This window comes from Arthrobacter sp. ISL-95, assembly GCF_018613695.1.
Classification (GTDB): Bacteria; Actinomycetota; Actinomycetes; order Actinomycetales; family Micrococcaceae; genus Arthrobacter.
Map to the genome: position 1 here is coordinate 1 of NZ_JAGGPR010000019.1, position 18,630 is coordinate 18,630.

Annotated in this window: 19 protein-coding genes and 2 pseudogenes; 8 read left to right on the top strand and 13 right to left on the bottom strand. The window is 60.5% G+C overall.

Annotated elements, in window-relative coordinates:
* Both J7I86_RS23375 and J7I86_RS23380 read right to left on the bottom strand, forming a co-directional pair.
* On the bottom strand, positions 1 to 448 hold a 448-nt coding region (locus J7I86_RS23375), incomplete at its 3' end, for an IS30 family transposase (protein ID WP_396019932.1).
* A gap of 36 nt (positions 449 to 484) precedes the next feature.
* Positions 485 to 1,297: pseudogene (locus tag J7I86_RS23380) on the bottom strand (IS30 family transposase); the annotation flags it as partial.
* A gap of 73 nt (positions 1,298 to 1,370) precedes the next feature.
* On the opposite strand from J7I86_RS23380, the pseudogene J7I86_RS21235 reads away from it, so the two are divergent.
* A pseudogene (locus tag J7I86_RS21235) lies at positions 1,371 to 1,935 on the top strand (recombinase family protein); the annotation flags it as partial.
* A 433-nt stretch (positions 1,936 to 2,368) separates the two neighbouring features.
* On the opposite strand, the gene J7I86_RS21240 reads toward J7I86_RS21235, so the two are convergent.
* A complete protein-coding gene (locus J7I86_RS21240) occupies positions 2,369 to 3,244 on the bottom strand; it encodes a LysR family transcriptional regulator (protein ID WP_214822838.1) in 876 nt (291 codons plus the stop codon).
* A 70-nt stretch (positions 3,245 to 3,314) separates the two neighbouring features.
* Here J7I86_RS21240 and J7I86_RS21245 point away from each other — a divergent pair, with 70 nt between their 5' ends.
* Complete coding sequence (locus J7I86_RS21245; protein ID WP_214822839.1) at positions 3,315 to 3,683, top strand: nuclear transport factor 2 family protein; 369 nt, start codon at positions 3,315 to 3,317, stop codon at positions 3,681 to 3,683.
* 239 nt (positions 3,684 to 3,922) lie between these two features.
* Here J7I86_RS21245 and J7I86_RS23385 read toward each other — a convergent pair whose 3' ends face one another.
* From J7I86_RS23385 to J7I86_RS21265, 4 genes are all read right to left on the bottom strand, one after another.
* The gene (locus J7I86_RS23385; RefSeq protein WP_214822873.1) at positions 3,923 to 4,057 is read right to left on the bottom strand and encodes a hypothetical protein; all 135 of its coding nucleotides are present in this window, start codon (positions 4,055 to 4,057) and stop codon (positions 3,923 to 3,925) included.
* Positions 3,994 to 4,308, bottom strand: a complete 315-nt coding sequence (locus tag J7I86_RS21255; RefSeq protein WP_214822840.1) for a tautomerase family protein — start codon at positions 4,306 to 4,308, stop codon at positions 3,994 to 3,996. Before J7I86_RS21255 ends, J7I86_RS23385 begins: the two co-directional genes overlap by 64 nt.
* Positions 4,309 to 4,542: 234 nt before the next feature.
* Complete coding sequence (locus J7I86_RS21260) at positions 4,543 to 4,770, bottom strand: hypothetical protein (RefSeq protein ID WP_214822841.1); 228 nt, start codon at positions 4,768 to 4,770, stop codon at positions 4,543 to 4,545.
* A 429-nt stretch (positions 4,771 to 5,199) separates the two neighbouring features.
* Positions 5,200 to 5,781, bottom strand: a complete 582-nt coding sequence (locus J7I86_RS21265; protein ID WP_214822842.1) for a TetR/AcrR family transcriptional regulator — start codon at positions 5,779 to 5,781, stop codon at positions 5,200 to 5,202.
* Positions 5,782 to 5,850: 69 nt separating this feature from the next.
* On the opposite strand from J7I86_RS21265, the gene J7I86_RS21270 reads away from it, so the two are divergent.
* A complete protein-coding gene (locus J7I86_RS21270) occupies positions 5,851 to 6,846 on the top strand; it encodes a hypothetical protein (RefSeq protein ID WP_214822843.1) in 996 nt (331 codons plus the stop codon).
* Positions 6,847 to 7,497: 651 nt separating this feature from the next.
* Here the strand turns inward: J7I86_RS21270 and J7I86_RS21275 are convergent.
* Positions 7,498 to 7,980, bottom strand: a complete 483-nt coding sequence (locus tag J7I86_RS21275; protein ID WP_214822844.1) for a DUF4383 domain-containing protein — start codon at positions 7,978 to 7,980, stop codon at positions 7,498 to 7,500.
* Positions 7,981 to 9,158: 1,178 nt separating this feature from the next.
* Between J7I86_RS21275 and J7I86_RS21280 the strand changes: the two genes are divergently transcribed.
* Positions 9,159 to 9,845 carry a GAF and ANTAR domain-containing protein gene (locus J7I86_RS21280; RefSeq protein WP_286180117.1) on the top strand — a complete coding sequence of 229 codons (687 nt, stop codon included), beginning with the start codon at positions 9,159 to 9,161 and terminating at the stop codon, positions 9,843 to 9,845.
* A 49-nt stretch (positions 9,846 to 9,894) separates the two neighbouring features.
* The gene (locus J7I86_RS21285; protein ID WP_214822845.1) at positions 9,895 to 10,149 is read left to right on the top strand and encodes a hypothetical protein; all 255 of its coding nucleotides are present in this window, start codon (positions 9,895 to 9,897) and stop codon (positions 10,147 to 10,149) included.
* A 416-nt stretch (positions 10,150 to 10,565) separates the two neighbouring features.
* Here the strand turns inward: J7I86_RS21285 and J7I86_RS21290 are convergent, their stop codons facing one another.
* Both J7I86_RS21290 and J7I86_RS21295 read right to left on the bottom strand, forming a co-directional pair.
* Entirely contained in the window at positions 10,566 to 11,480 is a 915-nt protein-coding gene (locus J7I86_RS21290; RefSeq protein ID WP_214822846.1) for a serine hydrolase, read from the bottom strand.
* A complete protein-coding gene (locus J7I86_RS21295) occupies positions 11,461 to 12,360 on the bottom strand; it encodes a LysR family transcriptional regulator (RefSeq protein ID WP_214822847.1) in 900 nt (299 codons plus the stop codon). The genes J7I86_RS21290 and J7I86_RS21295 overlap by 20 nt, the downstream gene beginning before the upstream one ends.
* Before the next feature lie 79 nt (positions 12,361 to 12,439).
* On the opposite strand from J7I86_RS21295, the gene bla reads away from it, so the two are divergent.
* The 3 genes from bla (at position 12,440) to J7I86_RS21310 (ending at position 15,529) form a co-directional block, all read left to right on the top strand.
* Positions 12,440 to 13,387 (top strand): class A beta-lactamase, encoded by a 948-nt coding sequence (gene bla / locus J7I86_RS21300; protein WP_214822848.1) that lies wholly within the window; start codon positions 12,440 to 12,442, stop codon positions 13,385 to 13,387.
* Positions 13,384 to 14,337, top strand: coding sequence for a hypothetical protein (locus J7I86_RS21305; RefSeq protein ID WP_214822849.1), 954 nt, complete (start codon positions 13,384 to 13,386; stop codon positions 14,335 to 14,337). The genes bla and J7I86_RS21305 overlap by 4 nt, the downstream gene beginning before the upstream one ends.
* A gap of 1,033 nt (positions 14,338 to 15,370) precedes the next feature.
* Positions 15,371 to 15,529: a hypothetical protein gene (locus J7I86_RS21310; protein WP_214822850.1), complete on the top strand. Its 159-nt coding sequence runs from the start codon at positions 15,371 to 15,373 to the stop codon at positions 15,527 to 15,529.
* Positions 15,530 to 15,642: 113 nt separating this feature from the next.
* On the opposite strand, the gene J7I86_RS21315 is transcribed toward J7I86_RS21310, so the two are convergent.
* The 3 genes from J7I86_RS21315 to J7I86_RS21325 all read right to left on the bottom strand — a co-directional run bounded on the left by J7I86_RS21315 (position 15,643) and on the right by J7I86_RS21325 (position 18,618).
* Positions 15,643 to 16,899 (bottom strand): VCBS repeat-containing protein, encoded by a 1,257-nt coding sequence (locus J7I86_RS21315; RefSeq protein WP_214822851.1) that lies wholly within the window; start codon positions 16,897 to 16,899, stop codon positions 15,643 to 15,645.
* A gap of 420 nt (positions 16,900 to 17,319) precedes the next feature.
* A complete protein-coding gene (locus J7I86_RS21320) occupies positions 17,320 to 17,826 on the bottom strand; it encodes a hypothetical protein (RefSeq protein WP_214822852.1) in 507 nt (168 codons plus the stop codon).
* A gap of 177 nt (positions 17,827 to 18,003) precedes the next feature.
* Entirely contained in the window at positions 18,004 to 18,618 is a 615-nt protein-coding gene (locus J7I86_RS21325) for a hypothetical protein (RefSeq protein WP_214822853.1), read from the bottom strand.
* Positions 18,619 to 18,630: the final 12 nt, after the last annotated feature.

Consider the following 18,630-nt stretch of genomic DNA (forward strand, 5'->3'; position numbering starts at 1 on the left):
GACAGAAACATTGAGATTCCCAGTGGCCAGCTTCCGTCTTTGTCTCAATGACTGGCGGCCGCTGACTGAGCATGGTCATGTTCCGGACCACTGCGCCGTGGCCGGAACCGGTCCGGCAGCGGTGTCTGCGGATTTTCCGTCCGGTGCGCAGTCGGGGACAGTATTTCTTATCTAAACCGCCGTCATCGTTGAAGAGCAGTGCACGGTAGATGGTCTCAGGACTCAATTGAAGGCCCGGTTCGAAGGGGAATTGCAGTGCGAGCCAGCCGCAGATCTGCTCGGGCGACCAGTGACGATTGAGCTTACGCTGAACAATCGCGCGTAGTCGCCGGTTCCGTTTAAGCTTCCGATCCCGTGGCCGGCGCCGCTGCTGGCTGGCGCTGTGATCGGCGGCGTGCGGTGAGTACTGGCCGTGGCCGTCGCGGTGACGGTCCAGTTCCCTTTTGATCGTTGAGGGGCAGCGTCTGAGTTCACGCCCGATGCGCCGCAGTGAGCAGTCCAGCCGGAGAAGGTCAGTGATCTGAATTCTTTCCAGCAGGGACAGGTACCGTCCGGACCCTTGAGCAGGAACCCTCATATGGCTCTGCTCGGCCCGTTGGTTCCTAAGTTTCGTGCCGGCGCGTCTGCTCATACCCATCATCCTGCAGGCCTCAGCATTGCTGGATCCGGCACTCACCAGGTCCCAGTACCGTGTCTCGCGTAAAGCGCGTCGCTTTTGTGCTGGCGACCAGGGAGCTGCCACTCTCTCGGCTGCGATCTTCGCCGTCCGGATTGCGTCCCGCTCGGCTTTCTGCAGACGTGCTTTTTCGGATTCCAGCTCTTTCTTCCGCTGGGTTTCCCACCTGACGGAGGTTCCCGGGGACAGCCGTAAAGCGTGTACAACCTCCGCCAGGCGCAGCCGGCTTCGCAAGGCGATGAAACGACGGTAAACCCACCGGTACCCAGTCGTATGCTTTACCCCTGCTGATGCGGCAGCAGCCACCACGCTCATGCCGGTGGAGTAGCAGGACCAGAACACTTCCTCGACGGCTGGATCGACTTGAAAGTGATGGCGCCCCGTTCCGTTTAGGAAGCGGTCGTTCCATTTCTCGGCATTGCGCGAGGTGAACCCCAGTTCTGTCTGGGCAGTTACGTGATCGAGGCCTTCACTGCGGAATTGGAGGTACTCATCACGCAACCACCGATAACCGGTCTCCTTACCGATTCCGGCCAGCCGTACTGATTCTCTGAATCTCTTGCCTTCCTTAATGAGGGCAAGAAACCTGACACCGGCAGGCGAATCGAACTGTTGATACATCGAAGGAACTCCCTGGATTGGGTATTGCTTCGATCAACAGAATCCGGGGGGGGTAACTGCAACCATGTTCCTTATGGTTGGAGTGAAGATTGGCTATGCCCGCGTATCAACGAGCGATCAGGACCTCACGGCCCAACGAAATGCTCTCCTTGCCCTGAGCGTAGAAGAGAAGCAGATCTTCGTCGACCACGGTCTGACGGGTGCAAATCGGGTGCGCCCAGGCCTCCGTGAAGCAATGGCGGCCTGCCGGGCCGGCGATACGCTCGTCGTGACCAAACTCGACCGGCTGGCGCGCTCTCTATCTGATGCCAGGGACATCGCTGATGAACTCACCCGCAAACGTGTCACCTTGAACCTCGGCGGCAGCATCTACGATCCCCACGATCCGGTAGGAAAGCTGCTGTTCAACGTCTTGGGCATGGTGGCCGAGTTCGAAGCCAATCTCATCCGCGCCAGAACACGGGAAGGCATGGCCGTGGCCAAAGCCAAAGGCCGGCTTCGCGGAAAGCAACCGAAACTCTCCAAAGCCCAGGAAACTCACCTCGTGAACCTGTACCGGGGCGGGGTACACACCACCACCGAAATCGCGGAACTCTTCGGCGTCGCCCGTTCCACCGTCTACCGAGCCCTTCAACGTGCAGCTCCAACCGCCTGGCCTCCAGCCAGCGAGACCGCGCATCGTAAACCTGGTCCTTCGGTGTTAGCACTTTCGTGCAGGCGACTACCAACCAAAATGACTTTTTGTGCAGGGGACTTTGGACACCAGAGTGTCCATACCCGACTGCACTACCCCGTAATCGCAGGGATGTCAGTGCAGTCAGCTTCTGAAAACGACAGGAAGATCGCGGATAGTAGCTCATTGGAACTCCCCCGGCTTCTTTAGCGGCCGCCCAGGGCGTTAGGTTCTAGTACCCGCGTCAGGTTCGCCCGGATTTGCCAGTGTGTGGTCCCGGCTGAAAAGGACCTGTTCCCCAGCGGGCGGTGGGCCGGCGGCGGTTGTCTTGGATGCTTCTATATTCGTCAAGGTCTCCGGTACTCCTCGAGCTGCCGCTAGGTGACAAGTAGCTGTGGTCAGGAGGTTGGGAGCGCATTCCTCAACAGTTGCAGGGTCAGGCGGACGGCTGGGGAGTGCTCGTCGGGGCGGCTGATGAGCCCGAGGCAGGCCGGGACGTCGGCGTCGATGAGGACGGCCGTATTGACCTGGTTATCCGTCACGGTGGAGGCGGGGAGTACGGCAGTACCTGCTCCGCGTTCTGCGAGACCGAGCACGGTCAGTGGCGACGAGGCCTCGACATCGACTCGGGCCTTGACGTCTGCCTGTGTGCAGGACTTCTCGTAGGCGTCGCGTATGCCGCTGCCGGATGGAAGGCACAGCACCGGCCCGCGGACCAGGTCGGCCAGGCGGATCTCTTTGTGGGTGAGGTTGGTCTTGGGTGCGGTGACCGCTACGAGTCGTTCTGTGCTGATGACGTGTAGGTCCAGGCCAGGGGCTATGGTGCCGCCGTACCCAATGAGACCCAGGTCGAGTCTGCGCTGGCGGACGGAGGACTCCAAAACGTTTGAGTCGTCTTCGGTAAGGCCTAGCGTGATCCCGGGGTGCGTCCTGCCCAGACCGGCCAGAACATCGAGGAAGCCGGGGATGGTGCATCCGGCGATGGTGCCGAGCCGGACAGGGCCGCGTACTGCTTCGGCAAACTCACCGGCCGTGTTCATGATGTCCTCGACGGCGGCGAGGGCTTCTCTCACCATGGGCAGGACAGCCTTTCCGACTGGTGTGAGCGTAGTGGTACGACCAGCGCGGTACAGCAGTTGTTGACCGAGTTCACGCTCCAGTTTCGCCAGCTGAGCGCTCACGCCCGACTGGCTCACATGCAGGCGCGTGGAGGCCGCGGTGAACGAGCCCTCGTCAACGATGGCAGCGAAGTAGCGAAGCTGGTGGAGTTCCATAAACAACAACGATAGGACAAATCTGATCTATCTGTTGGACTAATGACTTGGAGCGCGGCATGCTTCTTTCATGAGCACTCCACGACAGATTTCTGAGACCTACTTCACGGCCTGGGAAGCAGGCGACTACGACACGTTAGGCAGTGTCCTGGCCGAGGATGTCGACTTTGTTGGCGCCCTCGGGCAGACCTCCGGCGTTGAGGAGACCCTCGCGGGGTTGAAGGGTTTGGGGCAGGTCCTGACGCGGATAGACGTGCGCGCTCGGGTCGCGGACAACAGCGACGTGATCACCTGGTTCGATCTGCACACCTCAATCGCCGGGCCGGCCGCCGTTGCGAACTGGGCGCATGTCGAAGACGGGAAGATCAAGCGCATCCGCGTCACCTTCGATCCGCGTCAGCTCATCGCTGGGCTGAACCAGGGGCAGCAAGCTCGTTAGTGGAATCGCCGCCAACGTCACGACTCTAGGATGCTTCAATATTCGTCAAGTAGTAGTTCTACTGTGCTGGCTTCTCTCACTCGCCACTTTGGCTGCGCCCATCGGGCAACTGTAGGAGACGAAATTGGGCAGGCCGAAGAGAGGCTTCCGGAAGTTTCCTCCTCGCCGAGCCTCATTAGAACCGCCAGACCGCTACTGGGCTCTGCTGGGTCGCTGTGGAGCGTTTAGACGTTGACTTGTTAAGTGAGCGCTAGGTCCTCGGCATTGGTGCCCCGAATGCCCCAGTTCACCCGCGGGCTTTCGATGATCGTTATTTCAAGGCTGTGTGAGTCAATGCCCGTCTCGGCTTCGATGCGCGCAAAGAGGTCAGTGATGAGGTTGCGTTTCGCCCCTCTGTCCTGCCTTCAAACATGGAAATTTCGATGATCGTGTAATCCTCACCGCGGTCCTCGGGGTGGATAAAGTCGGCATCGGCCAGCGGAATGAAACGCTGAAATTTCTTCTCAGGTGGGTAATCGAGGGTCGACACGATCGCCGCATGGATCGCATTGGAAAGCGATGCACGGCGTTGTTCGATTGAGCGTTGGTGTCCGTAAATAGTGCATTTCCAGCGTAGGTGCTGCATTCATTGGTGTTGCTCCTTCTTTTGCCGAGAAAGTTGGTGGGTGGGGCGGCAATGGTGACCGGCCAGCTTCCCCTGTCCCCCTTTGTATTTTGGCTGCTGGCGAAGCTTGCGGCGCTGTAACCGACGGAGGCCTGTCTACCCGCAGGGCAAGGGCAGAAAAATCTTGCGGGATCCGAGCTAGCGAGGATCCCTGGCTAAAGAATTTTCGGACCGCAGGCCCCGACTTTGGAGGGGCTAGACGGGGTGGAGCGGACACGTACAATCCGAAGGAATCTCAATGATGTTGTCAACGGGGGACGAAATGATATTTGGCGGCGATGCTGATTCTTTCCAGAACTGGACCAGGTGCTGCCCGGTCGGGGCGTCCACAACGAGGTCAAAAGCTGCATCCCGGCCGGTAGTGTGGAGCCGCGCACGGTAGCTGCCCTTTTCGTCACCCGTTACGTTGCCAAGGTCCTTCATTTCCCAATCCGTGGGGGTATTGAAGTAAGCCCGCCCTTCCGGCAGTGTCGGGGACACTTCGTGGACGTGTTCCCAAACAGGAGCCGCGGCTTCCGGACGTTCTTGTAAAACCTCAATCGCCAATTCGACTGGTCCCGAATGCACTCCGGTGAACACCAGGGGCACTCGAAGGGGTTCCGGTTCTTCACCTCGCCTGACAGCTTGCAGCGCCGCTATAGGGTCTAAGGGAGGCAAAGGCGTCGACAACGAAATCCACGGCGTGGCCAACGGCGCGTATGGCAAAAGCGGCTGACTCGATCACCACCTCAGCCTAGCGTCGGCTACCTGTGCCGTAAGGGATCCTCCAACGGACGCAGCGGCGTCCGTTGAACCACCGGCTTACGGCATATATATCAGTCTGGTGAACGGCTGAATGAGGTCGCGTCTGGATCAAGCGTCCGGTAGCTGCGCAATGGCTGTGCTCGCAGCACGGACAGCCTCATCGATCCATAGGGGGATTTCGTCACCGATCATCGGGCGAATCAGGCCAATCGGTGTCTCGCGGCAGGCAAGAGCGACAATGGCGAGTCCCTGGGGTGTCACCCGCCCGTACCTCGCAAGGGTCAACCGGTCAATAGTTTCGCGGACGGGATCGTTGAGATTTGTCAGCTCAGGCAGTAGGTCGGGGTGCGGGTCCTTCATGAGGTCGCTGTATCGATATGCCGTCATCATTCGTGCGTCCAACGGATGTGCACGGCAAAAACGGGGGATAAGCAGGGCAGTCTTGGTGATCGCCTCGACCGGATCGGCCGTGCCGATCTGCTCGAGTTCCCTGTGGAATCGCTTGATCGACCGCACCCACGCAGAGACGAAGAGGACGTCGCGGGAACGGAAACGATGGTAGATCGACCCCGAGGGCGCGCCCAGTTTGGCGCTCACCTGAGCCACGGTCGCTGAACGCCAGTGCTCATGCACAGCCTCCATGGCCGCGTCGAGGATTTGTTCACGTGTATACGAAACGGGTGTTGCCATCACAGCCATCGTATGCCACCTTAGAGATACTCATCTAGAGACGCCTCTCTAGAGATATTTGGGGGAAAGATGCCACTGACCAAACGACACTGGCGCATGGCCGCCCTCTGGACTGTCATAGTCGCCGTTATTCCCTACGCCCTGGTGAAAACCGCTTGGCTGGCTGGTTCGCATTTCGGCATGGTCCCCGGCACAGGTGCGGGTGAAATGAACACCCCCCGATTCGTCATCGGAAACGTCCTGACAATCGCCATGGACATGATGGCGGTCCTGCTGGCACTGGTCTTGGTGAGGCCAGGGGGTAAACGCGTCCCGGCTTGGATGGTCTTCATCGTCGGCGGCGGCGCGACGGGTTTGCTCGCACCGATCCTTGTCGGTTTACCGCTGGGCAGCGCCCTCCAACTAGCCATCGAAGGACGCGTTGCATCCGGAGGCGAAGGAAATCTGGAAGGCTGGATGTTCGCAATCATCTACTGTGGTTTCGGGCTGATGGCTGTCGGGCTGGCGATCTTGCTCGGACTGTACGCAGAAGACCGGTGGGGCGATTTGATCGCCGCCGGGCCGCGCCCACCACAACGATCGTGGGTAACCGGCGTCTGCGGGTTCGGGATGCTTTCGTTCGCGGCGGCGATGCTCTACTGGGGTGTCACAGGCCCAGGAACCGGCGGGCCGGCAGGAATGACCTCCGTTGCGCAGCGCACTGTTCTGATCGTCACCGGGATGGCCGCGGTGGGAGGATTTCTGGGCCCTTTCCTGCCGCAAGGCTCGCCGTCCCCCACCCGCGCCGCGGCACTGATTACCTGGGTCGGATGCGCTACAACGGCACTCCAGCCACCGACCGGGCTCCTCTTGGCGCATGATGGACAGGTTTCCCTCCTCGGCCTTGCGCTGGCAGCCGCAGCAACTCCCGCAGCAATCATTTACGGTCTGGTCGTGCTGAGAACCACCGCCCAGTCACGAGACACATCCCGGCAAAATTCACACCCTTTTATGGGTAAAGGCCCTACAGATCGCGGACAAAGGGAGAAGACTTCCTTCAGCCAATCTAAGAAGAGCGGCCGGTAAAAATCCTCAACGGGCAGATCTTCCGCGTATTCAAGAGTCCTATGGCAAATTACATCAAGGAACCGAGGCTCGAGTGTTCTCGCGCCTGATCGAGCACCGCAGAGCCCATCGGACCCGGTCGGTCACCGAAACCTGCCCAAGCCGCAATTAATGCAACTACAACGACTACCAGCAGAAGAGCCGCGAAATAACTCCGCGAGGTTTCACATCCGCACACTAATGGGCATACCAGCTGTTAGACCGCAAGCCGTCGCTCACGGCGCAGAATCCCAGTCGTCCAGTAATCTGTTGGCTCAACGGACGTTCCAGGTGCACGATTCGGGATCGTTGAGCGGGCGCTTTTGCGTGCGGTGATCAGCTGGCTTACGGGCGGACTGCCGGGCAATGAGAAACGGCCGGGTCGCAGCGGTTCGGGCGATACTTGACCCTGACACTGTGGAAGGCGAGAGAACTGAGACATGTTATCCATCGGAGCTTTCGCGCAGATCGGGCAGAGGCCCATCGGATGCTGCGGCATTGGGACACCGCAGGTCTGCTCGTGCCAGCCCACGTTGACGAGTTCAGCGGCTACCGATCCACGGCGCCTCGACATTGCTTCCGTCGTGGAGCTGCTCGCGAAGCCATGATGCTTCAAAGGCGAAGGCTTGCCGTTTACCGCTGAGTGGTGGCACCGGTCCTATCTGCAGTCCGGCGGCTACCCAGGACGCCCAGGACGCCCAGGACGCCCAGGACGATCATCCCCACACCCAGAATCAGGTGAAGCCAGTTATCAGCGTTGTTGACAGGGACGAAGTTGGCCGCAGATTCCTGATCAATGACCAACCCGTAAATCCACAACACCAGATACACGGCTCCGCCACCAATCAAGTAGCTCCGGGCTTGAGCCGGGGTTCGTGCCATTAGCAGGCCAGCCACCCCGAACAGCAGATGCACAATGTTGTGCAGGATCGATACTTGGAAGACACCCAAAAGGAGTGCTTCCGAATCGTGGCCGGCCAGAGCCAGCGAGTCATAGCCGGTGGTGATCCCTGGGATGAACCCCAGGACACCGACGAGAAGGAATACCGCCCCGACCACCTGGGCGGCTCGCTGGATGGTGGCGCGGCTCCGCGCGGAGGTTTGGGCAGATGTCATTGTTCTTCTCCTCGGTCGCGAAGACGCTCCGGAGCCCAGAGCGTTCAGGTCCTCTGGAACTTTCGTAAACCGAAGATATCATAAGCAGCCTTACTATTTAAGGAGTCGACCACATGAAGTTGTTCCCAAGGGATGACGTGGAGCTCGCAGCACTTCCGAGGAACGCGCCGCACCGCTTCTACCCGCCAGCGGTCCTTACTTGGCTGCTCTCTCGGCAGGGCGAAACCATGGGCTGGGTTCAGCGGCAGACGCCCGGGGGACCAAGTAGTAGGTCTGTCTGACGCCTGTGAAGAACGAGTACCGACTACTTGTGTGCAGGACCATCGGTAGGTGTTCAATGGAGTCAGCGGGTTAGTGGCAGACGACGATAATCCCCCATTTTCGCCGATCAATGCCTTAGTAATCTGCCGGCTAGGCCGGATAGCGGTAACCAGAAGCCTGTCCGGCCTTTCGCCTGTCTTGGGGACCTAGGCATGCTTTTGGTTGCGGACGTCCCACTTCCTTGGAACTGGGACATTGCAACGGGATTTTTCGTCGAGTTCACCTCGGGTTCAAGGATCACCTTCTTGGCGTTACCGCGTCGACGCAACGTTCGGAGGCTGCGTAGGGTGAGCTGCTTTCAACGCGAATGGCATGTCTTCAAGTAGCTCAGGAACGAGGCTTGCAATCCGGTGACGTGCGACTCGTGCAACAACGTACTCGTGACTTCTCGCGATAGTCCTTTGGCTCGCAATTTTTCCAGGAGAGAACGTCATGAGCACTGCGGGTCGGCGACGAGTTCCTGTAGATGCCTCAAACGCCCACTCGTTTAAGTGAGGGCTAAAGTACAGGTCACTTTTGGGGACGGTGTAGGAAGTCAAGCTGGCTGCGATCGGGGTCTCCGTGCTTTCGCGATGCTCGACAGAACCTTGCCCGGAAGGTCGGGCACCGTTAAGGTTTCCGCGCAGGTGACCGGAGCCTTCAGTGATCGACTCGTAGCGGGTTTAGGTTTAGGGTTAGCCGCAACTAGCAGATCAAAGATTTCACTGGGAATGCTGGGGCTTCCAAGCTCGACCGCGACGGTGAGAACCGCTGAAAGTCGGAACAATATGTCTGAAAACCACACACGCACTAGTACCCCTTCTGATGTCGGAGCTGATGGTAATAGCCAAGTCTCCGTGCAGGGGATGCTGCAGGACATGGTGCTCGAGAGTATCGACGTCGAGGGATTCTTGACGAACCTGGCGAAACTGGCCGCAGGAAGGTTTTCTTCCCCTGACACTGAAGTCCTCGCCGCGGTGACACTCCTGCGGCCGCGAACAAAAGCCACCGTCGCCAGCAGCAGTGAACATGCGCAGAAGTTGGATGAAGTCCAGTACGCATTCGACGACGGCCCTTGCCTGCGGGCTGCGCGGGAAGAGAGAACCTACACGGTCGCGGACTTTCGCACCGAAACCAGGTTCGGCAAGTATCCGGAGGCCATTGCTGACCACGGCATTCTCTCAGCGATTGGCGTCCCTATCCCGCTCGACGGCGACGCTAATTCAGGACTGAACCTGTATGCACCCGACGCAGGGCACTTCACCGCGGAGGACATTGCAGAAGCCGAACTGCTTGCCCGCCAGGCATCGAAGTCGTTGCGTATGGCCGTACGGATTGCCAAGGCCACCGAAACCAGCCAACACCTCAAAGCCGCCATGAACTCCCGCACCGTTATCGACGTGGCAGCAGGGATCATCATGGCCCAGAACAGGTGCAGCCACGACACAGCGCTGACTATCCTCAAAGCCGCTTCCAGCGGACGGAACGTCAAACTCAACGCCGTCGCTTCCACTGTTGTGCAATCCCTCGGTCAGGAAATTCCCAACACCCACTTCGACGGATAACCGGAACCCTGATCAAACTGATGCTGAGACCAACCGCATTCGCCAGCTCGTGCGCACCGATCCCGCCGCATACGACGATACGCTCCGACGAGGTGTGGAGCCGGCACGCATGGGCAATGAACGTCCGATGGGCCACGGATGGCTGACTGTGCCGTACGAACGAATCCAAGACAACACGGCTCTCACGTACCGGCTCAGTGCTGCTGGCATCGACTCCCGAAACGTGTCCAATTATGCCGACGTAGCGAGTGCCTCCAGGCCGGGCCCCCACCTGCAAGCGGAACCGGACAGGCTGGTACGGTAGGTTCCTGTCCCGCCTGGTTTCCCCCAATTCCAGGCGGGACGTCTGGCTTAAGCAAACGGGCAGTAGGGACTGTGAAACTTCCTGAGCCTGCTTCGGGCACCAACTACAGCCGAGGCCCAGCAAAGGCGTGAGAGCCGCAGCAGCCATGACACATCTCGGGGGGGTACGACGTCCGTCGCGTTGGTCCGCTATGTTGCTTGGGCCGCGGTGTCACAGTTCCTTAGCACTGGGACACCTTACGTGAGACACCGGGATAACGCGACCGTACCGGGATCTGGTCACAAAAAGTCCTGCGGCTATTCGTTGGCGAGGCGACTGCGGTGAGGTTTCACGGGGTGGTAGCCCCCCAGCATGGACAGGATTTAGGGAATGGAAGATGGGGTTTTGTCTCCTCGGCCGTGCACCGTATCTAACGGCTAAACGAGTTCGTCGTGGAGGATGCGCGCTGCATGACCCATCGCCTGCTCCGCAGATGGCTGGCTGGCGGCCGGCACCTGGCTGCGTGTGAGCACAACAACAACCACAGCCTCCCCGCCGGCATGTTCGACAACACCGGCTTCGTGACGGAGATGGATGAATGTGCCCGTCTTGGAGTACCAGACGGAGGTATCGGCGGAAAAATCCGGGGCGAGGCGATGGCGAAAGACGTTACCGGCGAGCATATCCTGCAGGGGTGCCGCCACAGCCTCACCGATGCCTCCGTCCCAGATCTTTTGCAGGAGGTCAGCGAGCCCCCGGGCTGTTCCGACGTTAGCACGCTCGATGTCCAGTTGGGGCAAGGGAGAGGGATGGCCATGTTTGTCAGCAGCTACGACGAGGGAGTGCACGGTAGCAGCATCGCCGCTCACGGCCTGCGTTGCGAGCGAGTCGTAGAGCTCGCCAATTGGATGACGCAAAACGATGCCGCTTATTCCGAGGCCCTGGAGCCACTGGGTGACCTCGCGTGGGGCGAGAACACGGAAAATTGCATCCGCGGCAGTGTTGTCGCTGATCTCTACTGCAAGCCGGATCAGATCCCCCAGCGCGATCGTCGCCGAGTGAGTAAACCGGGCAATACCGGGACCACCCTGGGATCGGCTGGCCGCGTCAATGCGTACCGGCGTGCTCAGGTCCAGCTTTCCCCGGTGCGCGGCGTCGAGCGCGGCAGCGGCCAGCGGCAACTTGGCAACGGACGCCAGCGGGAAGGGCCGGTCGGCATCAAGCGCAAGCTCCCGCCCGGTCCCGAGGTGGCGCACGAGCAGCGATCCCGAGAGCCCTGCGGACTCAAGCACCTGCGTTGCCCGGCGCAGCGCGCTCGTATGGGCTCCGGCGTCATACACCGAATCTGTCATGGCTCTTCCCCCTGACGCCGCCAAGCGCGGCAGGGATTTCCCGTCCAAGGGCCGCTTCGAACACCTTCCTGCCCTCCGGTGTGCGCGATTCGAGCCGGTAGGCACGCGCCACCGTCAGTTCGCGCACATCGAACCACTGCAAACGCCATGCAGCCGCCTGCTCTTGGCTGCACAGGACCCAGTCGTCACCCGCCAGCGCTCCGGTGAGCGCCCCCACGACGCTTGGCGACTCGTACACCTGGTGCGCGGCCAGTCCGGATTCCGCGGCTGCCCCTCGAACTGCGGACAGGAGCTGGACGGACGCATCCTCGGCCAGCACAATGAGACGGGCCGCTGCGGGAGCTCCCAAAGCCCGGGTGGGACGCAGGGCCGCTAGTGTGAGGGGCCTGAGCCGATCGGTCACCTGTGCGAGGCCCAGAGGCACTACCCAGTCCGCGCGGGCCGTCTCGACCGGGAGAATAGCGGCATCTGCTTCCCCAAGCCGGAACCGCAAAAAGCGCCTCTCCCGGTCGTTTTCCTCGATTTCAAGGTCAGTACCCGCCGTGAGCGCCCGCAAACGAAGGGCTGCCCACGAAGCCGGGTCCAGGTCACGCGGAACGAGAAGGCGGACTGTGCCACGGCGATGAGAGATTGCTGCATCAAGAAGCGACCGTTCGGCGCTCAGCAGCGCCTGTGCATATCCCAGAAGTGCCGTGCCGAGCGGGGTCAAATTCACCTGACGGGTGCTCCGCTCGAACAGTGCTCCGCCCAGGTGTGCCTCGAAGTTGGCGAGGCGGCGGCTGACAACGGGTTGGGTGGTCCGTTCGTCCTCCGCTGCGGCGGAGAAACTTTGGCGACGGGCGACGGCGACGAACGCGCGCGCACCGCGGAGGACATCCATCCCGCAATTATGCCGCAAACGCATCAATCTCGTCATTTTAGGCTTTGAGTAGTGAAAATCTGTCCCGCAGACTGGCCGTATGCTGACGCCACAGACTTCCCATCCACAAGAACGCCCCTCCGACGCAACCCGTCGCAGGCTCCTCCAGCTCGGCGCAGGCGGCGTGCTCACAGCCTTCATGGGCATGGGGGCGAGTGCCGCTTCCGCCCAAGAGAAGCTCCCGGAAGGGGGAGGCCTTCACCGGCGCCTCGACCGGACAATCGCTGACCTCGAAGTGGCGCATGGTGTCACGATCGGCGTAACCGCGGGCAGAGAGGGGCAAGCCCCCTATGCCTACCGGGGTGAAGCCGCCTTCCCTATGTGCTCGTTGTTCAAGCCACTCGCGGTTGCCCGATTGCTGCGCGACCACGCATATGACGATGATTTTTGGCAGCGTCGAATTCGTTTCCGCGAAGACCAAATCGTGGAGAACTCCAGAATTTGTGCTGCCGATAAGGACCGGAACATGAGCGTGGAGGAACTCGCGGACGCGGCGCTGCGTTTCAGCGACAACACGGCAGGCAATCTCTTGCTCGAACTCATCGGAGGTCCAGCGGAGATAGGAAGGTATGCCCGGACACTCGGTGCCCGCCACACCCGCTTGGACCGCTGGGAGCCTGAGCTTAATCAAGCAGTTCCCGGAGATCTTCGCGATACCAGCACGCCGTCGGATATGTACAAGCTCTACGAAGACCTCTTGGTCGACGACGCGCTGAGTACGCTCGGGCAGGCACGTCTTCGCGGCTGGATGCTGCGCAATGCCACCTCCGGGGAGCGGCTGGGGGCGGTGGTGCCACCGGGGGCTGAGCTCGCCGACAAGACGGGTGCCGGCGGTTACGGCGTGGTAAATGACGCCGGCGTGGTGTGGCCGGAGACGGGCCTGCCGCTGACACTCGCCGTGATGACCAGGACGGATAGCCCTAACACGGCATACAATAATGCCGTCGTCGCGCGCGTTGGCCACCTTGTGCTCGCGGAACTGCTTTGACGGCCGTCCGGCACGTGGGGCATTTCAGCGGGGCTCTCACCGGGCTCGCCATCGGATTCGCGTCCGCTGCTCTCGTTCTTGTTCCGTGGCTTCTCACCGGGGCCAGACTGCCGGTTCAGAATTTGTGGCAGTACGAAGTCCTGCCCGGCGACATGCCAAGGGCACTCCTGCCCGTGAGCGAGTATTACGCGTTGCGCATCGCTGTGATGCTCTTTATCGGCGGGACCCTCGCAGGCTTGGCCGTGCGATTGCTCAGGCGGCTGGTCGAGGTGCCCCCATGGTCCGCAGCGGTGGGCGTCCTCGTGGTGCACAGCATCGCGATCATCCAAAGCTTCGCCGTCGTCGCCGACGGCCTGAGACTCCACGAACCGCGCGTGGACCAACGGGCGGTGCTGTACTTCGGCGGTTTGTTGGGCGGCACCATCTTCGCGGTGTTCCTCACCCAAGGGGTTTTCTGGCTGGCGACCCGCAAGTCCGTCAGCGTGGCCTCCCTTGGCATGGCTCTCTCAGCCGTGCCCTTCTCATTGTGGATCGTGGACACGGCGTCGATGCTGAGTTCTCCAGGAGCTCTACCACCCGAGATCCCGGCCATCGGAAAATGGCTTCCCGCGGTCCTCGTAGCAGTGGTGCTCGCTTGGTGCGGCCTCCACCCGCTCCGGCGGCTGCTGGTCTGGATTACGTCCTTGGCCGGACTGTGGATCACCCCGGCGCTCTTCACATCCGTGGGGAACGCACTCGGCATGCGGGTCCTCAACGGCGACCTTTCCGCGATGCGGGAAGTAGCAACCGAAATTTTCCCCCTCGCTTTGGGCCTCTTCCTGCCCCCGACACTCCTCGCCCTAGCGCTGGCCACAGTCCTCACGGGCGTAAACATGACGATCCGACGACGAAGGCCTGCCAAGCATAGCCCCGGGGAACACGCCCCGATGCCAACAGACATCCCGCCGTAGCGGGGCACAAACTTCCCATTTCCTTAGAGTGAGACATTACCCGTGGATGATCGCCAAACGGGTGGCGAGTTGCTGTGCCCCCAGCAGCCGGCCGTCGTAATATTTCCGTCCCAGATGTTGTCTCAAATCATCTGCTGTGGACAGCAGCCACAAAGACGACTTCAGGGACAGTTGCCTCTGTGACTCAGGAGTCCATGGCCAGGTATCGGTATACGGTGGCGCGGCTTGCTCCGATGATCTTTCCGATGTCTGCAGAAGCAGTATGGGCGTAATCTGTTGGGCCGGAAGGTGCAGCACAGGCGGCTAGCAGCATAACGAGTACCGGCGCCAAAACATGTTTCCGCATTGTCCCCCCTACAACTGTGTCTGCGCCTTCAGCATGGCATCTGACCGTCTCTGGGGGAAGGCGTGTCAGCATCCACCGAATAGATAGTGGGGCAACAAGTCACTCGCTGACCTGCACGTGCAGTGCGCCATGGCCCTGGCGGGTGACTGTTCCCGGAAGGAAGGTTGACGACGACTCGCTGGACTATCGCGCATTCGTGTGACTCTATGTGGGTGGGCCCCTCATTGACCCCTAACGAGTCCGACCGCTAGGTGCGGCTGTCGATCTTCCGAATTTCACCGTCCTGCCCAACTCATTGCCGTGCCCTAGCCTTCACACCGCTTGTCAATGGGCCAACAAGGTGCAGTTAACATGCTGGGCGATAGCCCTTGTTGAGACTGATCGGGTGAGACTCTACTCCCGTCAAGGCAAAGAGCTGACGAGGGTGCTGCCTGATCTGGCTCAGCGTGAGCTGGGCCGCCGGCTCCGCCCGGCACAGCCTGGTCATCCTTGACCGGAAGAGATCAGCGAGGCCTCGCTGAACAGATTCAGTAAGGACAGGGGGCCCGGTGCGTCTGACGCTGGTTGAACCGTTCGTAGTCGAGGTGGCGGCCGACGTCGCGTGGTCCGGTAAGTCATTTCGGCATCCCTTGACCTGGAGGCGACCGCCAACTAAACAAAGCGATCTACACCATCGCCCTCATCAGAATGAACCGCGACCCAGCCACCAAGGACTACGTCGCAAAACGAACAAGCCAAGGCCGCACCAAGAAAGAAATCATCCGCAGCCTCAAGCGATACATCACCCGCCAGATCCACCGCACCCTCAACACCGCGCCTGACGTTGGATGCCCTAGCTCAGACTAGGCGCCTCAAGTAACCGGGCGTCCACTCAAACCCCCAGACGCGGATCAGGGGCCCTTCTCGGCTGAGAAAGGGCCCTGATTCCATGAGCGTCTAGTAAGTGCATCGACCCTGGATCAAATCAAATTTTTGAAAATGTCCCAGCCGCTACCGATCGGACCCTGGTTATCCAGTCCGTATGGTGCTGCGGCGTATTCCGGAGACTGGCTGAGATCGTAGTTGCCGTACGAGATGAGATCGCCGTCATGCCCGTAGGCGATGAGATTATTACGTTCGGCGGTACCCCGGCTGGTTTCCTTCCAATACGAGCCGGCGCCGCTGATTTCGGTCATGACGTCCCATCCTTGGCCCACTACGCCCGGGGCCTTCCAACCGCCCTGCCCATCAGTGGGGTATTGGTGCAGGTAGCCGCTGCGGTCGCGGGCGAAGATGCTTACCGCCCCTTTGGCGGTGGTATCTCCGGGGGCAATGATTTTGTCGAAAATCTGCCACCCCGAGCCGACCTGTGAGGGTTCCAACCAGCCGCCTTGACCGTCGCCAGGGTAAAGGAACAGATTCCCTGAACGGTCCCGGGCCAGGACGTCGTTGTTGCCGTCGCCGTTGAAATCCCCGGGCCCGACGATGGAATCGAAGATGTTCCATCCAGAACCGACCTGGCTCGGCGGATACCAGCCCCCGTCGCCGTCACCGGAGTAGAGCATCAGATTTCCTGCACTGCCCCGCCCCAGGACGTCGTTGTTACCATCCCCGTCGAAATCACCGGGGGAGAAAACGATGTCGAAGATATTCCAGCCCGTTCCGACCACCCTGGGCTCATCCCAGGAACCGTTGAAGCTAATGGCCCTATCAAACTCCATGAAGCGAACCCATTGCGGCTCGTACGTGCGGGGGTACAGCACCAGGTCCCCGTCGGCAGTCCGGCCCAGCAGCTCAAAGTTTCCCCGCCCGGTCCAGCCATTGGCGCGGTTCGATGCTGCGATGGGAGGCGTCTCGAGGCTGTAATGCTTAGTTTCAGAACTGCACGTTTGGACGTTGAAAGAGATGCGGTTTCCGCGGTCTTCGGGAAGAAGTTTCAGGACGTCTCCCTGACGCTCTGCCGGTAGTGGAACACCATTGCTCAACCACTCCATGACGAACCGAGGATCCTGGTTTTCGTCCGGGCAGTAGTTCACACCCCCGTTGCCGGTCCGCGCAAGTCTTAGTTCAGAGCCCACGAAAGGCGCCCCCATCATCTGCGCAGGGGACTGGGACGACTGTTGAAGGGACGCGCTGTCACCTTGGGCGAGGGCCGGACCCACACCAACCGCTGTTGACCCCAGCACCAACACGGCAAAAGCCGCCCACTTGACCGATAAAGCACGAAAAGTTCCCATGATCCCCCTAAACCCCGCCCAAAACAGGCCATTTTCGTCGAGCCTAACACCCGCAATCCAGACACACGCCAAACACTCTTGAAGGCTATATTCCCCGCTGAGGTTTATTACCTCCACAGTTCCAGAAGGCATCATGGGCAACGAGAACGACACTTGACGAATATAGAAGCATCCAAGATCGCGTTGCCGTCGCACCGTGGGGGCGGGGCCGGGTTCTTTTCAGCCTTGACGACACACACTGGTCGCGCGGGGCCGGTGCATGGCGGGCACAGGAACCACAGGCGCGGGGAGACCACTAAGGCGGCAGGGGGTTTCACGTCGGGGTATTCCCTGCGATCACCCAAGACCCACCACCCAGCCCACACCAGAAACGACAGGACCACTCAGCGAGTATCTGCTAACCCGTCGCGCGAAAACGAACTACGCTTCCTCACTTGGTGGTGCTTCTTGGGTCACTGTTGGCTCTCCGAAATCTGCAAAAGGGGCCTTGCGTAGGGCACCGTCAAACGATGTAGGGCGGTCCCACCTTTGCCCGTTGTTGTCTCGAAAACTGATGTAGACCGCCTGATTGCCGGGGTTCTCGCCGGTGTAGTTTATTGGTACCTCCTGCGAACCAGGGGGCACCACCGCAAAATACTTCTCTTTCGGTTCACCGAATTCCTGCTTGATCCGGACTCCCCAGATCGGCTGGTCAGACGCGTTGAGAACATGTACCCGGTAGGCGGGGTACTTATCGTGATACTCAAGCCAACACGCTACTCGTTCAGCTTGGGCACGCTCCTGCAGCCGATTCTGCGCCTGTTCCTGTTCGATGCTCTTTGCCTCTTGCTTCGTTCGCGCGTTGTGCTCTTTCAGCGAAAAGTAGATCGACGCTCCCGCCACAACGAGCGCAAGAGAAAGTGAGGCGGCTGAGAGCACTTCAGCCAACTTCGGTCCGGATTCCGGCGATCAGGCTGTACACGGCCACCGCTCGCCCTGGTGAGGTTTGTCCCGGTGGTGACGTGGTGGTTGTGTGCAGGCGGTCAGGTGGGTCCCGTCGTCCACATGTGTGCGGGAAAAGCCCGAAGGAATTAGCTTTTGCCGTGCCCATGTGGTCGAGGGGCTTTAGACGATTCTCTCGGCAGGCTTGCTGTTGCTACGCTGCGGTGGCTTACGCTCCGGCAGATGGCTCAGGGCCGTCTCCCCCGCTGCGATCATTTCCTCGATGCTGGCCTCCACCTCGGGACTTGGTTCCAACTTTCTTGCCACCCGGAGATTGTTGATGAACGACGCGGCCCACTCGTTCGGCGCATGGTGGGCATCCTCTATCTGCTTCATGGTGTATCCGCTGCCGCTTAGCTGAACCATCGTCTGTTCGAGCAGTCCGTTGATCACTTTGTGCTCGACGCTCATCCATCTGTCGAGTCGCTTGTAGTGCTCGCTGCTTACCCCGTCGACCAACTCCATCATGGATGAACGAACGCGCACGAGGACTGGCCTGAGATCTTGGGCAAGAACGTTGGCTCCCACAACATCCTGCATGGCACTAGTGACTTCGCTCCACCGTTCGCGTTGCCTTGCTCGGGCGCCTTCTTCTTCCACTCTGATGGCTCGCTGGTCGGCTGCTGCCGCGCGCTTGTCTGCCCGCGTTGCGCGGCGGTCCGCACGAATGGAGATGATGAAGCCGGACAGTCCTGTTACGCCGCCAAGGATGGCGATCCCGGTTGCAAGTGCGTCCATTGCGCGATTCCC

What these genes read in the sequence shown, in the direction of transcription:
- J7I86_RS21315 (WP_214822851.1), bottom strand. Translation starts at nt 16,899, where the DNA reads ATGGGAACTTTTCGTGCTTTATCGGTCAAGTGGGCGGCTTTTGCCGTG.
- J7I86_RS21260 (WP_214822841.1), bottom strand. Translation starts at nt 4,770, where the DNA reads ATGAAGGACCTTGGCAACGTAACGGGTGACGAAAAGGGCAGCTACCGT.
- J7I86_RS21280 (WP_286180117.1), top strand. Translation starts at nt 9,159, where the DNA reads ATGGTGCTCGAGAGTATCGACGTCGAGGGATTCTTGACGAACCTGGCG.
- bla (WP_214822848.1), top strand. Translation starts at nt 12,440, where the DNA reads ATGCTGACGCCACAGACTTCCCATCCACAAGAACGCCCCTCCGACGCA.
- J7I86_RS21275 (WP_214822844.1), bottom strand. Translation starts at nt 7,980, where the DNA reads ATGACATCTGCCCAAACCTCCGCGCGGAGCCGCGCCACCATCCAGCGA.
- J7I86_RS21265 (WP_214822842.1), bottom strand. Translation starts at nt 5,781, where the DNA reads ATGGCAACACCCGTTTCGTATACACGTGAACAAATCCTCGACGCGGCC.
- J7I86_RS21325 (WP_214822853.1), bottom strand. Translation starts at nt 18,618, where the DNA reads ATGGACGCACTTGCAACCGGGATCGCCATCCTTGGCGGCGTAACAGGA.
- J7I86_RS21240 (WP_214822838.1), bottom strand. Translation starts at nt 3,244, where the DNA reads ATGGAACTCCACCAGCTTCGCTACTTCGCTGCCATCGTTGACGAGGGC.
- J7I86_RS21310 (WP_214822850.1), top strand. Translation starts at nt 15,371, where the DNA reads ATGAACCGCGACCCAGCCACCAAGGACTACGTCGCAAAACGAACAAGC.
- J7I86_RS21245 (WP_214822839.1), top strand. Translation starts at nt 3,315, where the DNA reads ATGAGCACTCCACGACAGATTTCTGAGACCTACTTCACGGCCTGGGAA.
- J7I86_RS21255 (WP_214822840.1), bottom strand. Translation starts at nt 4,308, where the DNA reads ATGCAGCACCTACGCTGGAAATGCACTATTTACGGACACCAACGCTCA.
- J7I86_RS21270 (WP_214822843.1), top strand. Translation starts at nt 5,851, where the DNA reads ATGCCACTGACCAAACGACACTGGCGCATGGCCGCCCTCTGGACTGTC.
- J7I86_RS21290 (WP_214822846.1), bottom strand. Translation starts at nt 11,480, where the DNA reads ATGACAGATTCGGTGTATGACGCCGGAGCCCATACGAGCGCGCTGCGC.
- J7I86_RS21295 (WP_214822847.1), bottom strand. Translation starts at nt 12,360, where the DNA reads ATGGATGTCCTCCGCGGTGCGCGCGCGTTCGTCGCCGTCGCCCGTCGC.